This window comes from Lewinella sp. IMCC34183, assembly GCF_003390915.1.
Classification (GTDB): Bacteria; Bacteroidota; Bacteroidia; order Chitinophagales; family Saprospiraceae; genus Neolewinella.
Genome location: NZ_QMEM01000004.1, coordinates 460398 through 476310, shown reverse-complemented (window position 1 = coordinate 476310; position 15913 = coordinate 460398). Strand labels below are relative to the sequence as shown.

At 60.6% G+C, this 15913-nt stretch carries 11 protein-coding genes; all 11 read right to left on the bottom strand.

Translation table 11 applies throughout. The features are described from left to right. Nucleotides 1-44: 44 nt before the first annotated feature. On the bottom strand, nt 45-227 hold the full coding sequence (locus DQG19_RS11705; protein WP_116126433.1) for a hypothetical protein: 183 nt from the start codon (nt 225-227) through the stop codon (nt 45-47). A 108-nt stretch (nt 228-335) separates the two neighbouring features. Then, nucleotides 336-920 carry a hypothetical protein gene (locus DQG19_RS11700; protein WP_116126432.1) on the bottom strand — a complete coding sequence of 195 codons (585 nt, stop codon included), beginning with the start codon at nt 918-920 and terminating at the stop codon, nt 336-338. 94 nt (nt 921-1014) lie between these two features. After that, the gene (gene pgl / locus DQG19_RS11695; RefSeq protein WP_116126431.1) at nt 1015-1761 is read right to left on the bottom strand and encodes a 6-phosphogluconolactonase; all 747 of its coding nucleotides are present in this window, start codon (nt 1759-1761) and stop codon (nt 1015-1017) included. Then, nucleotides 1754-5890, bottom strand: coding sequence for a DEAD/DEAH box helicase (locus DQG19_RS11690; protein WP_116126430.1), 4137 nt, complete (start codon nt 5888-5890; stop codon nt 1754-1756). The genes pgl and DQG19_RS11690 overlap by 8 nt, the downstream gene beginning before the upstream one ends. Before the next feature lie 174 nt (nt 5891-6064). After that, the gene (locus tag DQG19_RS11685; RefSeq protein ID WP_116126429.1) at nt 6065-6895 is read right to left on the bottom strand and encodes a purine-nucleoside phosphorylase; all 831 of its coding nucleotides are present in this window, start codon (nt 6893-6895) and stop codon (nt 6065-6067) included. An 11-nt stretch (nt 6896-6906) separates the two neighbouring features. Further along, the gene (locus tag DQG19_RS11680; RefSeq protein ID WP_116126428.1) at nt 6907-7437 is read right to left on the bottom strand and encodes a rhodanese-like domain-containing protein; all 531 of its coding nucleotides are present in this window, start codon (nt 7435-7437) and stop codon (nt 6907-6909) included. 18 nt (nt 7438-7455) lie between these two features. After that, complete coding sequence (locus DQG19_RS11675; protein WP_157974467.1) at nt 7456-8574, bottom strand: diphosphomevalonate/mevalonate 3,5-bisphosphate decarboxylase family protein; 1119 nt, start codon at nt 8572-8574, stop codon at nt 7456-7458. Continuing rightward, complete coding sequence (locus DQG19_RS11670; protein ID WP_116126427.1) at nt 8575-10905, bottom strand: M1 family metallopeptidase; 2331 nt, start codon at nt 10903-10905, stop codon at nt 8575-8577. It lies immediately after the preceding gene. A 197-nt stretch (nt 10906-11102) separates the two neighbouring features. Beyond that, nucleotides 11103-12443: a threonine synthase gene (thrC, locus tag DQG19_RS11665; RefSeq protein ID WP_116126426.1), complete on the bottom strand. Its 1341-nt coding sequence runs from the start codon at nt 12441-12443 to the stop codon at nt 11103-11105. 28 nt (nt 12444-12471) lie between these two features. Beyond that, on the bottom strand, nt 12472-13422 hold the full coding sequence (locus tag DQG19_RS11660; RefSeq protein ID WP_116126425.1) for a homoserine kinase: 951 nt from the start codon (nt 13420-13422) through the stop codon (nt 12472-12474). Between the two features lie 5 nt (nt 13423-13427). Then, nucleotides 13428-15887 carry a bifunctional aspartate kinase/homoserine dehydrogenase I gene (thrA, locus tag DQG19_RS11655; protein ID WP_116126424.1) on the bottom strand — a complete coding sequence of 820 codons (2460 nt, stop codon included), beginning with the start codon at nt 15885-15887 and terminating at the stop codon, nt 13428-13430. Nucleotides 15888-15913: the final 26 nt, after the last annotated feature.

Here is a 15913-nt window from a genome sequence, read left to right as displayed (position 1 = left end):
GCGCTAACTCCGCGAATACCCTCTGCGTAATCCGCGGCGAATGATTACATATACCCCAAGGCCATCACCAAAAAGGTCAGCATGAACGGCATCGACACCCAGAACCACTGATTCATGAAGATCAGCATCAGGAAGAAGATCACCAGCGAAACGAGAAAGAAGAGCCAGTACCGCTTGGTGGTGGTGTGCGGCTGATCGGTGGCGGAAACGGCTTCGCGTGAGGTCATGGGGGCTAAAATTTGGATGGCAAAGGTAAGGGAAATGTACAAAACAACGCCGGCCGACGGAACGCTGGGTTCCGCCGGCCGGCGTGTAGGGTCGGGTCCGGGTTTAGCTTACTTCTTCACCTGGATCTTGCCACAGGCGACGGGCATGCTGGGCAGGTATTCGCCCATGAAGTTGCCGCCGTGCAGTACGATCTCGCGCTTCTGCAGCTGGCCGAGGTCGCTGGTGTACTCGAAGGTTTTGGTGTAGTCGATGTTACCGTTTGCGTCGGCCACGGGGAATTCCGTGAGGGGCAGCAGGATGGCACCGTAGAAGGGGGCACCCTCCGGTACGGAGATCATGCCGTCACCGTCGGTATCGGCCGAGGGGGGCGGACAGGTAGCGGCGCGGGGGCTGTCGGGGAAGCCGTGGATGTGCTGGACGTGGGCCACGTTGGGCACCATACCGGAAGCCTCGATGTGGACGGTCATCATGCCGTCTTCGAGGGTGATGGTGGCCATGCCGCTGACGCCGGACATGTTGAGCATGTCAAGGTTGGCCACGTAGCGGTCCTTGAGCTTGTGGGCGTCGCCGGTGAGGGTAGCGTCCATGGACTGGACGGATTCTTCGGCGGGCACGGAGTAGCTCTCCTTTTCGCAGGCGGTGAAGGCCAGCAGGAGGGCAATAAGGGGAAAGAATTTCAGTGTTCTGTTCATGTCGTGGTTGGTAATTGTATTCCTACCTACGTAGACACGACGTGAATTGGATTCACTAAATTTAAAATTATCCTAATTTATAACCCCTTGTTTGCTAGTATCCCACGTCGCTCGCCGCGGCATTGTCGAGGAACCAGTGCAGGTTGCCGGACGACGGGCGGATGTGGGCGGCGGGAAATTGCTCGGCCAGTGGCGTATTGTTCAGGATCTGGGAGACCCGGATGGTCTTGGAGCTGCCCGTCACCAGAAAGTCGACCTCGTCGGAGGCATTGATGACGGGGCCGGTGAGGGTCACCCGCAGTTGCCCGCTCTCGGGGTGCTTCGCCACGGCGCAGATGCGGTCGTCGTGCAGCAGGTCCATCTGGTCGGGGAAGATGGAGGCGGTGTGGCCGTCGCCCCCCATGCCCAGCATATTGATGTCGAAGATGGGCATGCCGTCCGAGTTCTGCGGCAGGAGTTCGGCTATGGTGGCCCCGTAAGCCTCGGCGGCCGCTTCCGGCGCTAAGTCCACGGGCACGGGGTGGATCTGTTCCTCGACCACGGGCACGTGATCGAACAGCAGGCTCTTCACCTCGCCGTAGTTGCTCTCGGGGTCGTCGTAGGGTACCAGGCGTTCGTCGCCCCAGAAGAAGTGAAGACGGCTCCAGTCAATCTTTTCCCGGTACTCCTCCGCCAGCAGTTTGAAGAGGAGTTTCGGGGTAGAGCCGCCCGAGAGCGCCCAGAACAGCGGGCCTTCCCCCTGCGCGTCGAGCTTTTCCACCAGGTGGTCGGCGAACGCGCGGGCGACGGCCTCGCCGGTGGCGTGTACGTGGAGTTTGGGGGGAAGGTTCGGGTTATCCATGCTTGATCAGGTCTAGTAGGTCATCGGCGCTGAGGCTGCCGCTCTGTTCGGTTCCGGCGAGCAGGCTGTCGGCCAGGTCGCGCTTTTCGGCGTGTAATTTGACGATTTTTTCCTCAATGGTGTTCTCGGACACGAGCCGGTACACCGTCACGGGGCGCTGCTGCCCGATCCGGTGGGCGCGGTCGCTGGCCTGATCCTCCACGGCGGGGTTCCACCAGGGGTCCAGGTGCAGTACGTAGTCGGCGGCGGTCAGGGTCAGTCCGGTGCCCCCGGCCTTCAGGCTGATGAGGAAGATATCGCCCTCGCCCCGCTGGAAGGCCTGTACGGCCTCGTCGCGCTTCGGACCGGGCGTGCTGCCGTCCAGGTACTGGTAGGGTACGTCGTTTTCGATCGCCCACTGCTCGACAATCTTCAGGTGGCGCACGAACTGACTGAAGATCAGGGCCTTGTGTCCTCCCTCCCGCAATTCCTGTACCGTTTCGGCCAACAACTCCAGTTTGCTGCTGGAGATGTCGACGTCCGGGTTCACGAGTTTAGGGTGGCAGGCGGCCTGCCGCAGCTTCATCAGCTCGGCCAGGATCTGGAAGCGGCGGTTCGGTCCCTCGCTGTCGTCGATACTCTCCAGGGCGTGTTGACGCAGGGCCTCGTAGAAGGCACGCTCCGGGGGCGAGAGCTCCACGGTGAGCGTGATCTCCGTCTTCGGCGGCAGTTCCTCCAGTACTTCTTCTTTCCGGCGCCGCAGGATGAACGGCTGGATCAGCCGCCGCAATTGCTGCCGGCGCTCGTTGTCGCTGTTGCGGGTGATCGGTATGGTATACTTCTCATTGAAGCGCTGGAAGGTGCCCAGAAGGCCCGGATTCAGGAAGGTGAACAGGTTCCAGAGTTCGCCCAGGTGGTTCTCGATCGGGGTACCGGTGGTCGCCACGCGGAAGTCGGCCTTCAGCTGCATCGCGATCTGACTCCGCTTGGTGCCCCGGTTCTTGATGGCCTGCGCCTCATCCAGGACGATGGTCCCGAAGTGCTTCCCGGCCAGCGCTTCCCCCTCGAAGGGCAGCAGGCCGTAGCTCACGATCAGCAGGTCGTAGGGCCCCACGTTGTCGATGATCTCCTGCCGGTCGCTGCCCACGAGCAGGATCGGATTCAGGGTAGGGGCGAAGCGGGCCGCCTCCCGCATCCAGTTGCGGGTTACGGAGGCGGGAGCGATCACGAGGGCCGGTCCGTCCTCGGCACGGGCCTGCAGCATCGCCAGGGCCTGAATGGTCTTACCCAGGCCCATATCGTCGGCCAGACACGCACCTACGCCCCATTCGGCGAGTCGCATCAGCCAGCGGAAACCGTCCAGCTGGTACGGCCGCAGCTCCGCCCGGAAGGTGGAGGGTACCCGCGCCATGGTATGGTTCACGCTTTGGATGCGCTGCAGGCTCTCCCGCCAGGCGATGTCGGCCTCGAAGGCCCCAAGCTGGTCGGCTACGTCGTCCAGGATGCCCGTCGCCAGGGGGTGCAGTTGTAGATTTCCGGATTTCTCGTTCATCAGCCCCTCCATTTCGCGGAGCTTGCGGCGCAGTTGCTCGGTCAGGGCCACGTACTGCCCCTCGCTGAGCTGGATGAAGTTGCTCTGCTCGTTCTGGCTCACCTTCTCGATGAGGTCGCGGAAGCTCAGCACCTGGTTGTCGTCGACGCTCAGGGTGCCCTCCACGTCAAACCAGCCGGCCGCTTCCTTCACGCCCAGACTGAGGTCGCCGAAGTCCACGCTGCCGATCAGCTTGATCTTCTCGCCCCGCGGGTGCTCCAGGATGATGCGGTCCAGGGCACGCAGCGGCTGCAGCTCCAGCAGGATATTGAGGCAGTCCTCCACCTCGTCGACCTGCCACTCGTAGTCGCGGTGCACGATCTTCTGCAGGGTGGGGCAGTCCAGGATCACGCCTTCGGCCCGTTCGATCTCGCGGGCGAGGTCGCGCTCGGCGAGGCGGCGGTAGCCGTCGATGTCGCTGATGACCTTGTTGCGGCCGCGGCCGGGCTTGAAATACTGGTCCTCCTCCGGCAGTGGGCGCACGAAGAACTCCACCTTGAAGGTTTCGCCAACCGGCAGCAGGTGCACGTAGGTGCGCGAGTCGGCCTTCGTTTCGTCGAGGTCGTCGATGACGCCCGTCAGGGTGTTCTGTACCTCGGTGAACTTGCTCAGGTTACGGGCCACCTCCAAGAGGCGGTGGCGGGCGCGTTTGGGAATCTCCAGTCCGTCGCCGATCTGCCGGTGGATCTGGTTGTGGCCGTCGTTCACCTCGATCACCTGGTAGCGGGTGGGGGTCTCCTTCACCACCTGCACGCCGGTACCCGTAAAGTCCTGGGCAAAGCGCAGGTGCAGGCGGTTGTTCGTTTCCTCGATCAGCAGTTGCGGATTGCGGCGCACCAGCTCCACGCCGATGGCCGAGTTCTTGCTCAGGTAGAGGTGGGGGTGCCCCACCAGTGCCAGCAAGGCCTCCTCGTAGTTGATGGTGAAGCTCCCGTTGGGGTGGTAGCGGCTGTAGTCCTCCTCGATGGCCTTGGCTACCGAGACGTCCTGGGGGGTCATCCCCTCTACATCACCCTGTTTTACCCGTTTTAGCGCCACTTTTCGGCCTTTCGACCAGTTTCCACCCTTGCTTAGGGTTTGCTCGCGGGGTTCGAGCTCGCGCTTTTCGAAGTCCACGAACCACACGAAGCGGCCCGTTTTCTTGCTGCGTTTGTCGTTGCTCCGGTCGGGGCTGCCCATGCCCACCAATACTTCCAGGGCGCGTTCCCACGGCTCAATGCGCGGCATGGCGTCGGCCAGGGAGTAGATGCGCAGCTGGTCGCTGAGTTGTTGGGCACGGCTGGCGTAGGCCTCGCGGGCCTCCTGCTCGTGGTGCCGCAGCGAGAGGACGCGGGTGATCTCCATTTCGACCCACTGGTAGCCGGTATCCTGGGCCCGTTCGCGCAGTTCCTCCAATTCCCGGATGTAGGCCGTGGACGGATCCTTGGTGCTGCTGTCGGTCCATAGCCGGAACAGGGCGTGGAAAGTCCGGGCGAAGGCGTTGGCCTCCATATGGTCCAGTCCCTGTTGCGCCACCGCCTGGGCCTCCTCGTCGTTGCGCAGGTAAGCGTGCAGGGCCTTGAAGACGAGGTAGGTCCCCCCCAGCCGGAGGTTCTGCACCGGGTCCAGGTTATCGAGGTGGTGACCGATGATCTCGGCGCTCTTCACGCCGCCGTTGCGCAGCAGGGAGAGCAGGTAGAGGTAGCCGGCCAGGTGGGCGGGATACTTGTTTTCGTACTCCCGGCGGTAGCCCTTGCGGACGTCCTCGATCAGGTCCGCCGCGATGTCGTCCTCGTCGCGCAGTACGTGGTAGATCAGGTGGTTGGCACTGCTGCGCCACTCCGTGGTTTCCAGGTCGGCCCACAGCTGCAGGCGACTCCAGGCCCCCTGTAGTACGAAGGCCTCGGCGAGCAATTCCCGCAACGGCCCGGCGTCGGGCTCGCGGATGTTCTCGTGCTGTTCCAGGAACTCGATGAGGGGGTCCAGGGGGTCCATGCGGACCAGCGCGCGGCGGAAGGCGTTGCGCAGGTTGATCTCCTGCCAGGCGGGCAGGAGGTTCTCCACCCAGCGGGGGTCGAATTCCGCGAAGAGGGGATCGATGAAGACGCCGGTACGCGCCTGGTCGGGGTAGAAATTCTCGGTTTCCCGCTGCAGGCGGTCGAAACCGGCTTCGTTCTGCAGGTAAAAGGCCATGCGGATCTCCCGCATGAGGGCGTGGGGACTGCTGGGCTGCCAGTAGGTCTTGTAGGGGAGTTCCCGGCGGATCTCGTTGATCTGCATCGTGAAGTCCGGCCGCCGGCTGGCCTGCCGCATGATGGCCTCGCTGAAGACGGGGTTGATGCGCCAGCCGTGGTCACTCTGCTTGACGAGGATGTCCTGCTCGTGCAGGCGGTGGACGATGGATTCGGTGTCGGCGTGGGTAAACCGGGACTCCCCGGGCGGGGGTGGCATACCGATCTTGTTTAGCAGGCGGGACAGGTCGAGGACGGAGCGTTCCTCATACACTATACTCATCGCCGTAGCTACGTCGCGGTCGGTGGCACTCAGGTTTTTCCAGGCGGCGCGTAAGGCTCCGTTCATTCGGGTTTCGATCAGGGTTAACTTGTTTTAAAGGCTCAACTGCATTTGTAAGTTGCCCGGTAAGAGGGTTTTTTTGAAATGGTGCGCGAACGCAGGTGCAACGTTGCGCTCCAAAGCCGGAGGACACTGGCTCCCGGGGCTTGACCCCGCACCTGCGCCCCGGCGGCCGGTAAGTTATTCGCGGGTAAGCTCCTCCACCATGTCGCCGATGAGCAGACGCAGTTTGGGCTCTACGGCCTGTACCGTGGCGATGACGTCCTCGACGGTTGTGGGCTGGATTTCGGCGATGGGGAAGCATTTGTTGCTCACCACCGACGCCACAAACACCGGCAGGCCCGCGTGGCGTGCCACGAGTACCTCGGGCACGGTCGACATGCCGATCAGGTCGGCACCCATCAGGTTGGCCATGCGGTACTCCGCGGGCGTTTCCAGGTTGGGGCCGGCAAGGGCCAGGTATACGCCCTCGTGGGCGCGCAGGCCATGCTTTTCCGCCAGCTCTATCGCCCGGGCGTTCAGCTCCCGGTTGTAGGTGTGCAGCATATCGGGGAAGCGGGGGCCCAGGCGGTCGTCGTTGTGTCCGCGCAGCGGGTTGTCGGGCTGCAGGTTGATGTGGTCGCGCAGAAAGACCACGTCCCCCGCCTCGATCTCCGGATTGACGCTGCCACTGGCGTTGGAGATCAGGAGGTGCTCGATACCGAGGGCCTTGAGCACGCGCACGGGGAAGGTCAGCTGCTGCATGCTGTACCCCTCGTAGTAGTGCAGGCGCCCGGCCATGGCCACCACGGGCACGCCACGCAGCTTGCCGAGGACCAGCTTGCCACGGTGGGTCGCCACGGTCGAAACGGAGAAGTAGGGGAGGAGGCCGTAAACGAATTCGCGCTCTACCTCGATCTCGTCGACGAGGCTGCTGAGGCCGGTACCCAGGATGATGCCGACACGCGGCTCGGTCTTGGCACGCTGCTTGATGAAGGCGACGCACTCCTGAATTTGCTGATATAGGGTCATGTATCTATGGTCTAATGGACTTTCTCGGCCCGGCCGTCGGGGTAGTAACTTCCCCAACTCCGGTTGTAGGTGTGAATGCGGTCGGTGGGGCCGTTGCGGTCCACCAGCGGCTTGCCCGCCAGGGACCACGCGTAAATGCTGCCGTACAGGTTGTACACCCGTTCGAATCCACGGCTGCGCAGTTCCTCCGCCATCCGCTCGCTCCGGTAACCTATCGTACAGTACACGACCACCGGGCGGTCCTTCTGTACACCTTCCAGCATCCCGTAGTTCGCGTCGTCGTAGCCAATGTTGCGCGCACCGGGGAGATGGCTGACATTATATTCCTCCGGTTCCCGGGCGTCGAGGAGTAAGGGGTCGTCCAGGCCGGCGACTTCCGCGGGGCTGAGGCTGAGGGAGTCGGCGGTCACCATCCGCGACAGACGATCGTCTAGGGGCGCGTAGCCGGTACGCAGGCGTTCCGGCACGTCCTGGCTACTGAGCCGACAGGCATAAACGAAGAGGAGAAGACAGGCACCGAGGGTAAGATTGAGGTAACGCATCACCCTAGGTAACGCCGGTTAGCCTCCCGTCGTTTCCTGGGGCACTAATTGTTCCGGCCCGTTGCCCACCCGGTCGGCGAGGTGGGCACGGTCTTCGCAGAAGGGGGAAAGGTGATCCCGCACGAACCGCTGAACCTCCGTGGCGATACCATCCGGATACAGCAGGTGTACGTTCGGCCCCGCATCCAGCGTGAAGCAGACCGGATGGCCGGTTTCTTTCCGAAACTGCCGCAGCGTCGTAATAATGTGCAGGGTATTCGGCTCGATGAGGGTGTACGAAGGTTGGCTACTCATCATCAGTGCATGCAACGTAAGTGACTCACTTTCAGTTACTTGCATAAATTTTTCGAGTTCCCCGCGGCGCAGAATGGCGAGCATTTCCCGGGTCCTCCGGTCCGCCTGTTCGTAGCGGGCGGGGGCATAAGGATTCTGCTCCATGAGGCCGTGACCGGCCCGGCTACTGACCGACTTCTCCGTCTTCGATACGAGGAGTATATCGTCGTGGTAAGTCTGGAATACGGGATGTAATTCGTCCGCGAAGGGAACTGCATATTCCGCGCTACTCCCTGCCAGATCCCCGACTTTCCCCCAGACCGCTGCCCCCCCGTAGACGGATCGGCAGGCGCTGCCCGAACCCAGGCGCGACAGGTAGCTGGCCTTGCGGAAAAAGGAGGCACGATCCGGCAGCGGCTTGAACAGTCGCTCCTCCAGGCTTACCAGGCACAGGGCCAACGCGCTCATGCCCGATGCCGAACTGGCGATACCGGCCGAGTGCGGAAACGTATTGTCGGTATCGATGCGAAGGGCGAGTTGCCGTAGAAAGGGGTAGACCGGCAGTAACCTTTCCAGGTACTTCCGGGTGCGATCGGTGAAGGCCGGATTGAGTTCGCCGGCGAAGTAGAGCTCGACGGCCACCCCCGATCCGCTGTCGCGGCGGGCCAGGTAGGATAGGGTAGTATCGGTAGCGGCGCCGTCCAGCGTAAGGCTCACCGAAGCGTTCTGCGGCAGCTGGTCCCCGTGCTTCCCCCAGTACTTGACGAGGGCAATGTTAGAGGGACTGCGCCAGCGCAGGGCACCCGGTGATACCTCATCGCTGATGACGGTCAGAGCGGCGTTGTGGTAGTCGGTACTTGCCACTTAGCGCCGCGAGCCCGTTTCCGACTGCTGCGCCCGCTGGTTGCGCTGCATGGGGTTTTCACCTTCACCCCGACTGCGTGACTGGTACAGATCGAAGCGGTTTACGGCCGACCTGGAGGGGTAGTAGTTATTACTGGTATCGGTATCCGCCGTTTCGAGGAAGGGATCGAGTACGATGGACTCCACCTGCTTCTCGAAGGGGAAGACCTTGGAGATCTCGTCCGTACCCATCCGCCAGATCTCGGCCGGGATACGCAGTACCTCTGTGGTTCCGTCGGTGAAGGTGAATTCCAGGATGATGGGCATTACCAGGCCACCGATGTTCTCGAAGGTGAGCTCGTAATAGTACTTACCGGCCTGCAAGACCTGACGCTCGGCGTCACTGAGTCCTTCCAGGTAGTGGTGGTACTCGTCGCGGTCGATGACGGTGGCCTCCAGCGGGTCGTACTCGGTGTAGAAGTCGCGGAGAGTAGTATCGATCTCGTCGTAGGTATTCACGATCTCCTCTTCGTTGCGGATGCTGCTGATGTTGCGGGGTGCGGCTTCCTCTTGCTGCCGCAGCTTACCGTTTTCCGCTACCGGATCCATACTGTTGATCTGGAACTCCCGTACGTTGGTGAGGGCGATGTCGACGTTGTCGGTAGTGAAGAACCAGCCGCGCCAGAACCAGTCGAGGTCGATGGCGGAAGCATCCTCCATGGTACGGAAAAGGTCGGCCGGGGCGGGATGCTTGAATTTCCAGCGGTTGGCGTAGGTCTTGAAGGCGTAGTCGAACTGCTCGCGCCCCATGATCGTCTCGCGGAGAATGTTCAGGGCGGTCGCCGGCTTACCGTAGGCGTTGTTACCGAATTGCCATATGGATTCCGAGTTGGTCATGATGGGGGAGATGTACTGCTTATCTCCCTTCATGTAGTCCACGATCTTATTGGCGGGGCCGCGGCGGCTGGGGTAGTCGCGCTCCCACTGCTGCTCGGTGAGGTACTGGAGGAAGGTATTGAGCCCCTCGTCCATCCACGTCCACTGCCGCTCGTCGCTGTTGACGATCATGGGGAAGTAGTTGTGGCCTACCTCATGAATGATTACGCCGATCATGCCGTACTTGGTGCGGTCGCTGTAGGTACCGTCGGATTCCGTGCGACCGAAATTGAAGCAGATCATCGGGTACTCCATACCGATATCGGCGGCGTTGATCGACCACGCGACGGGGTAGGGGTAGTTAAAGGTGTAGTGGGTGTACCACTTCAGGGTGTGGGCTACTGCTTTGGTCGAGAAGCGCTCCCAGAGCGGGTTACCTTCTTTGGGGTACATCGACATGGCCATTACGACGCTGCCGTCCTCCTGCTCGACGCCCATAGCGTCCCAGATGAACTTGCGCGAACTGGCGAAGGCGAAGTCCCGGACGTTTTCCGCCGAGAAGTGCCAGGTCTGTTCCTTTTTCACTTTCGTCTTTTCCCGCTCGACCGCTTCGGCCTGGGTAGCGATGATGACGGGCTGCTCACGGGCCGAGCGCGCCTCCTCAAGGCGTTGCCGCTGTTGGCGGGTGAGCACCGAGGATTCATTCTGCAGCGTACCGGTGGCCGCCACCAAGTGATCAGCGGGTACGGTGATCTTCACGTCGTAGTCGCCGAAGGTGAGGGTAAACTCTCCACGGCCCAGAAACTGCTTGTTCTGCCAGCCTACGTTATCGCTGTACAGGGCCATCCGGGGATAGAACTGGGCGATGGTGTACAGGAAGTTGTCGTCCTCTTCAAAGTACTCCGAGCCCGAGCGTCCGCCCCCGTCGGTCATCCGGTTGTTAATATTGTACCAAAATTTGATAGACATCTCGGTACTCTCACCGGGAGCCAGGGTTTCGGGTAGCTCCACCCGCATCATGGTCTTTTGGATGTGGTAGGTCATATCCTTGCCACTGTCGTCACGTACGTAGTCGATCTTGAATCCACCGTCGAAAGAGGGCTCGAGCCGCGAAAGTTGTCCGAGCGACATCTGCTCCCCCATCTGGCTGGTGGAGGTGGAGTAGGTGTCTGAATCCAGAGCCCGCACGTTCTGGTCCAATTGTACCCAGAGGTAATCCAGGGGATCGGGAGAGTTATTGTGGTAGGTGATGGTTTCGGTACCGTAGATGCGTTGGTTCTCGTCATCCAGCCGGATATCCATGTCGTAGTCCGCTTTCTGCTGCCAGTACATTTGGCCGGGGGCACCAGCCGCGTTCCGGTATACATTGGGCGTGGGGAGTTCGTTCTCTAACTGCTTGAACGGGTTCTCTCCGGGTACCTGAGCAGATACTGCCGCGCCGATGAGCACTAATGCGCTCAATAGAAGCTGTTTCATTTGGCTGAGTTTTTGTTTCGCTAAGGTATCAATATACGGCGGCACTACTTGCCCTGACAACTAGAAATACTACGAAGCCAGTTGGCAGCCAGTTAGCTTACATTTATAAGGGGCGGTAGACTGGACATACGATGTTCCACGTGGAACAATTGCCGGTTTCCGTGGATTGAAAGAGGGGGAGTGTTCCACGTGGAACATCAATAAGTATCTAGCGTGGATTTCAGTAAGTACTCCCGAAAAGTAGCGTAGTCAGTGCCCATTTTCGTAGCTACCTTTTCCTTGTCTGCAAGACTAGCGAGGCGTTCGGGAACCGTGATTTCCTCCTCTAATATGCGTTGCATATCGGGCAGAAATTTGCTGGGGTGAGCAGTTTCCAGGATAACACCGCGGGTAGCGGGGTGGGTTTGCTGCCATTCTTTCAGGGCCAGGTAACCGACCGCTCCGTGGGGGTCGATAACGTACCCGAATTTCTCCTTCACTTCCCGAACAGCTACTTCCGTAGATGCATCGTCAAAGGCGTATCCGGCGACCAACTGGCCGAGCCGGCTGTGTACCTCGGGCATCGGATGGTCCTTGCCCATCAGCTGACCGAATAGGTTGGCCATCCGGGCAAAGTTACTGGGAGAACCTACGTCCATGGCGTTGGATAGGGTAGCCACGGAGGGAGCGGTACGGTACTCCCCGTTCTCCAAGAAGCGGGGCACCACGTCGTTTGCATTCGTCGCCGCAATGAAGTGGTGTACTGGCAGACCCAGGCGGTGGGCAATCAGTCCGGCGGTGAGGTTACCAAAATTGCCACTGGGGACGCAGAATACTACCGGATCGCCGGTCGCCTGTAGTTGCTTGTAGGCCTCGAAATAGTAAAAGGTCTGCGGAATGAGGCGGGATATATTGATGCTATTGGCCGAACTCAGGCGGCGTTGCTCGCGCAGGTCGGCATCCAGAAAGGCCTGCTTGACGAGTGCCTGGCAGTCATCAAAGGTGCCATCAACTTCAATAGCATGGATATTCTTGCCCAGGGTGGTCAGTTGCTTTTCCTGCAGGTCGCTGACCTTCCCCTTCGGGTACAGGATGACCACCTGGATGCCCGGCGTATCGTAGAAGCCGGCCGCCACCGCACCGCCAGTATCCCCGGAGGTGGCTACAAGGATGGTGAGCTCCCGTGTATCGTCGTTGTAGTGGTGCATCAGGCGCGCCATAAAGCGTGCACCGAAATCCTTGAAGGCCAAAGAAGGGCCATGAAACAGCTCCAGCACGTAAGTCTGTGCGTCCAACTCGACCACCGGAGCGGGAAAATTGACGGTCTCCCGCACGATCCGACGAAGATCTTCGTCCGGGATCTCGTCTCCAAGCAATTGCCGGCTGATTACAAATCCGATCTCTTCAAAGCTCAAGTTCTGCAACTGATCGATGAAGGCATCGGGTAGGGGGACGATCCGTTCCGGCATATAGAGGCCATTATCCGCGGGAAGTCCCCGGAAGATGGCCTCCTTTACGTCCACGCGGTGATCGGGATCGTTAGTGCTGTAAAATTTCATGGCTATCGTTTGGTTTATGCCGGACCGGCTACTCGGTGACGGAAATCACCTCCACACCCCGCTGGTTGATGGGGGAGACGTAGAGTTGACTGTCGATGCCGTGGCGCTGAAAGGCGGCTTGCATACCCTGCCCGGCAGCCTGGGCCAGGTACCCGCTGTCGCAGACCGCAAACATACTGGGCCCCGCGCCGCTGATGCTGCACCCCAGTGCCCCCCGCTCCAGCGCCGCGGCCTGCACGTCGTCAAAGCCGGTGATGAGTTGTTTACGCTGTGGCTCTACCATGTGGTCGCGCAGCGAACGGCCGAGCAAAGAAATATCGTTGGTGTACAGGGCAGTGATGAAGCTGGCCAGCCCTCCCATTTGCCGGATGGCGGTGGCCAACGGCACCTGATTGCTAAGCACGGCCCGGGCGTCGCGGGTGAGTATCTCGATTTCCGGATGTACGACTGCTATGTGCAGTCCGGCCGGTACGGGTAAGTGATGTACATCGAGCGACTCATTCGACCGGATCAGGGTAATGCCACCTACCAGGCAAGGGGCCACGTTATCGGCGTGAAAGCTTCCATCGGCTACTTCCTCGCCGAGTACCGTGAAGTAGAGCAGGGCTTCGCGGGTAAGGGGAGCGCCCAATAGCTCATTGACCGCCACCGCGGCTCCCGCCGCGGAGGCGGCCGACGAACCGAGACCCGAACCGAAGGGCATCCGCTTGTGGATTTCGAGCTCGATGCCCGTATCCCCACCACGCCCCAGGTGTTCGAGCAGCCGTTGGGCGGCTACCCCGGCCGTGTTCTTTTCCGTTTCCCGGGGTAAGATCTTATCTGCCGTACCGGTAATGTCGGTAATCCGGATCCCGGTGAAGGAGGGATTGAGCCGGGCTACGATCTCGTCACCCGGACGATCGATCGCGAAGCCTAATATGTCAAACCCCACGGCTACGTTGGCCACGGTGGCCGGTGCGAATACGCGAACTTCTTTCATGGCGACTAGCTTAGGGAGGTACCGATCTGGATGATCTCGGCAAAGACGCCCGCCGCGGTCACCTCGGCTCCGGCACCCGGTCCGCGAACGACCAGGGGGCGTACGCTGTACCGGTCGGTGGTGAAGACGATCATGTTATCGCTACCGCTCAGGGTATAGAAGGGATTGTCCCCACCTACGGCCTGCATGCCCACGGTGGCGCGCTCCCCGTCCAGGGTAGCGATCATGCGCAACAGTTTACCATCGTCGGCGGCTGATTGTCGGAGGGACTCGAAGTAGTCCGCATTGGCTTCAAGTACGGTAAAGAACTCCTCCACCGAATGGGCCTCCATGGCACCGTCTGGCAGGAAACCATTTACCTCTACATCCTCCGCGTTCAGCGCGACACCGGTTTCCCGGGCCAGGATGAGGATCTTCCGGGCGACGTCCTTTCCGGACAGGTCGATGCGGGGGTCAGGTTCCGTAAACCCCTTTTGCTTGGCTTCCCGCACGATTTCGTGGAAGGGGCGCGAGCCATCGAGATTATTGAATATATAGCTGAGCGAGCCGCTGAGTACCCCCTCGATCTTGTTGATGCGATCGCCGCTATCGATCAGGTCACGCAGGGTAGAGATAACGGGCAGGCCAGCCCCCACATTGGTTTCGTAGCGGAACTGTACCCCACGCTTATCGGCTACATTCTTCAGGCGCTCGTACTGGGTGTAGTCGGAAGAAGTAGCGATCTTGTTAGGGGTGGAGATACTGATGCTCTCGTCCAGAATGGTTTCGTAAAAGGAGGCAATGCGGCTGTCGGCCGTGTTGTCCACGAAGATGCTGTTGCTCATATTGAGGTCCCGCATGCGGCCTACGAAGACGGCCAGATCGATGGCGTGCTCGGCTTCGGTCAGGGAGCGTTTCCAGTGGGTCAGGTCGATACCATCCGCGTCGAAGACCATCTTCTTAGAATTGGCCAGCCCGACCACCTTCAGTTCCATTCCCCGCCGCTCACGGAGGTACTCATTCTGCTGTTCTATCTGCCGCAGCAAGGTGCCCCCGATCAGGCCCACGCCCACCATGAAGAGGTGCAGGGTTTTGTAATCGGAAAGGAAAAAAGATTCGTGGAGGGCGTTCAGCGCCTTGGTTTCGTCTTCCCGGCTGATTACTACGGAGACGTTCAGCTCGCTGGACCCCTGGGCGATAGCCACGGCGTTGATCCCGTTCTTACCGAGGGCACGGAACAGACGACCGGAAATACCGGGCTGGTAGCGCATGTTTTCGCCGATGATGGCAACTACGCAAAGGTCACGCTCTACTTTCACCTCATTCACCACACCCCGCTCGATCTCGAAGGCAAAGGCGTCCTCCACGGCCTCCCGCGCGCGGTCCGCGGCGGTAGGTTGCACCGCGAAACTGATCGCGTGCTCGCTGGACCCCTGGGTGATCAGGATGACGTTGATGCCCGCCGAGGCAAGGGAGCCAAAGATGCGGGCGGCAATGCCCGGCACTCCGAACATGCCGGTCCCGGATACCGTACACAGCGCCACGTTGTTGATCGAACTGATGCCCCGCACGGCGGCCCCGTTGGGGTCACTTTCCTCGCTCACCCGGGTACCGGGAAAATCGGGTTGAAAGGTGTTCTTGATGAATAGGGGAATACGCCGCTGCAGCGCCGGCATGAGGGTAGGGGGGTAGATCACCTTGGCACCGAAGTGCGACATTTCCATCGCTTCGGCGTAGGTCATCTTGGGAATAGTAAACGCCTTCTTGACCCGCCGGGGATCGGCCGTAAGTACGCCGCTGACATCGGTCCAGATTTCGATCGCGTCCGCGTCGAGTCCGGCAGCCAACAGCGAGGCGGTGTAGTCGGAACCACCCCTGCCAAGGGTGGTAGTGAGGCCGCCCTTTGCCGAAGCTATAAACCCCGTAACTACCTGAACCTTAGGGTGTTCCAGGTAGTATTCCTTAATTTTTGCGTAGGTCTTGTCGAAGGATACTTTGGCATTCCCGAACGTCTTGTCGGTCTTGATCACCCGGCGGGCGTCGAGGAATTCGGCGGGCACACCGGCCTGCTGCAGGGCCTGACTGATGATGTAGGAGGAGGACCGTTCTCCAAAGCTGAGCACGTAGTCCATCGTCCGCGGGGATGCCTCCCGTACCAGGAAGACGCCGTAGAGCAGGTTCTTCAGCACTTCGTGGCTCCGCCGCATCTGATGGGCCGTTTCCTGCTGCAGTTTGCTGTCGGTAAGCAGCTCGCGAATGGCCCGCTGGTGCCGCTCGGCGAAGGCCTGGAACAGTTGCCCGTACCGGTCGTCGCCCCGTGCCGCCAACTCGCTCATCTCGATCAGTCCGTCGGTTACGCCACCGAAGGCGGAGAACACCACCGTGAAATGGTCACCGGACGCGTAGTAATCTTTGAGAATATCGACGATGCCCCGGATCCGTTCGGGTTCGGCAACGGAAGAACCTCCGAATTTGAGCACTTTCATCTGCAGTATGGCTAATTGACCCCCAA

Coding starts and splice junctions, on each gene's coding strand:
- DQG19_RS11690 (WP_116126430.1), bottom strand. CDS start 5,890: ATGAACGGAGCCTTACGCGCCGCCTGGAAAAACCTGAGTGCCACCGAC.
- DQG19_RS11680 (WP_116126428.1), bottom strand. CDS start 7,437: ATGCGTTACCTCAATCTTACCCTCGGTGCCTGTCTTCTCCTCTTCGTT.
- thrA (WP_116126424.1), bottom strand. CDS start 15,887: ATGAAAGTGCTCAAATTCGGAGGTTCTTCCGTTGCCGAACCCGAACGG.
- pgl (WP_116126431.1), bottom strand. CDS start 1,761: ATGGATAACCCGAACCTTCCCCCCAAACTCCACGTACACGCCACCGGC.
- DQG19_RS11670 (WP_116126427.1), bottom strand. CDS start 10,905: ATGAAACAGCTTCTATTGAGCGCATTAGTGCTCATCGGCGCGGCAGTA.
- DQG19_RS11700 (WP_116126432.1), bottom strand. CDS start 920: ATGAACAGAACACTGAAATTCTTTCCCCTTATTGCCCTCCTGCTGGCC.
- DQG19_RS11705 (WP_116126433.1), bottom strand. CDS start 227: ATGACCTCACGCGAAGCCGTTTCCGCCACCGATCAGCCGCACACCACC.
- DQG19_RS11685 (WP_116126429.1), bottom strand. CDS start 6,895: ATGACCCTATATCAGCAAATTCAGGAGTGCGTCGCCTTCATCAAGCAG.
- DQG19_RS11660 (WP_116126425.1), bottom strand. CDS start 13,422: ATGAAAGAAGTTCGCGTATTCGCACCGGCCACCGTGGCCAACGTAGCC.
- thrC (WP_116126426.1), bottom strand. CDS start 12,443: ATGAAATTTTACAGCACTAACGATCCCGATCACCGCGTGGACGTAAAG.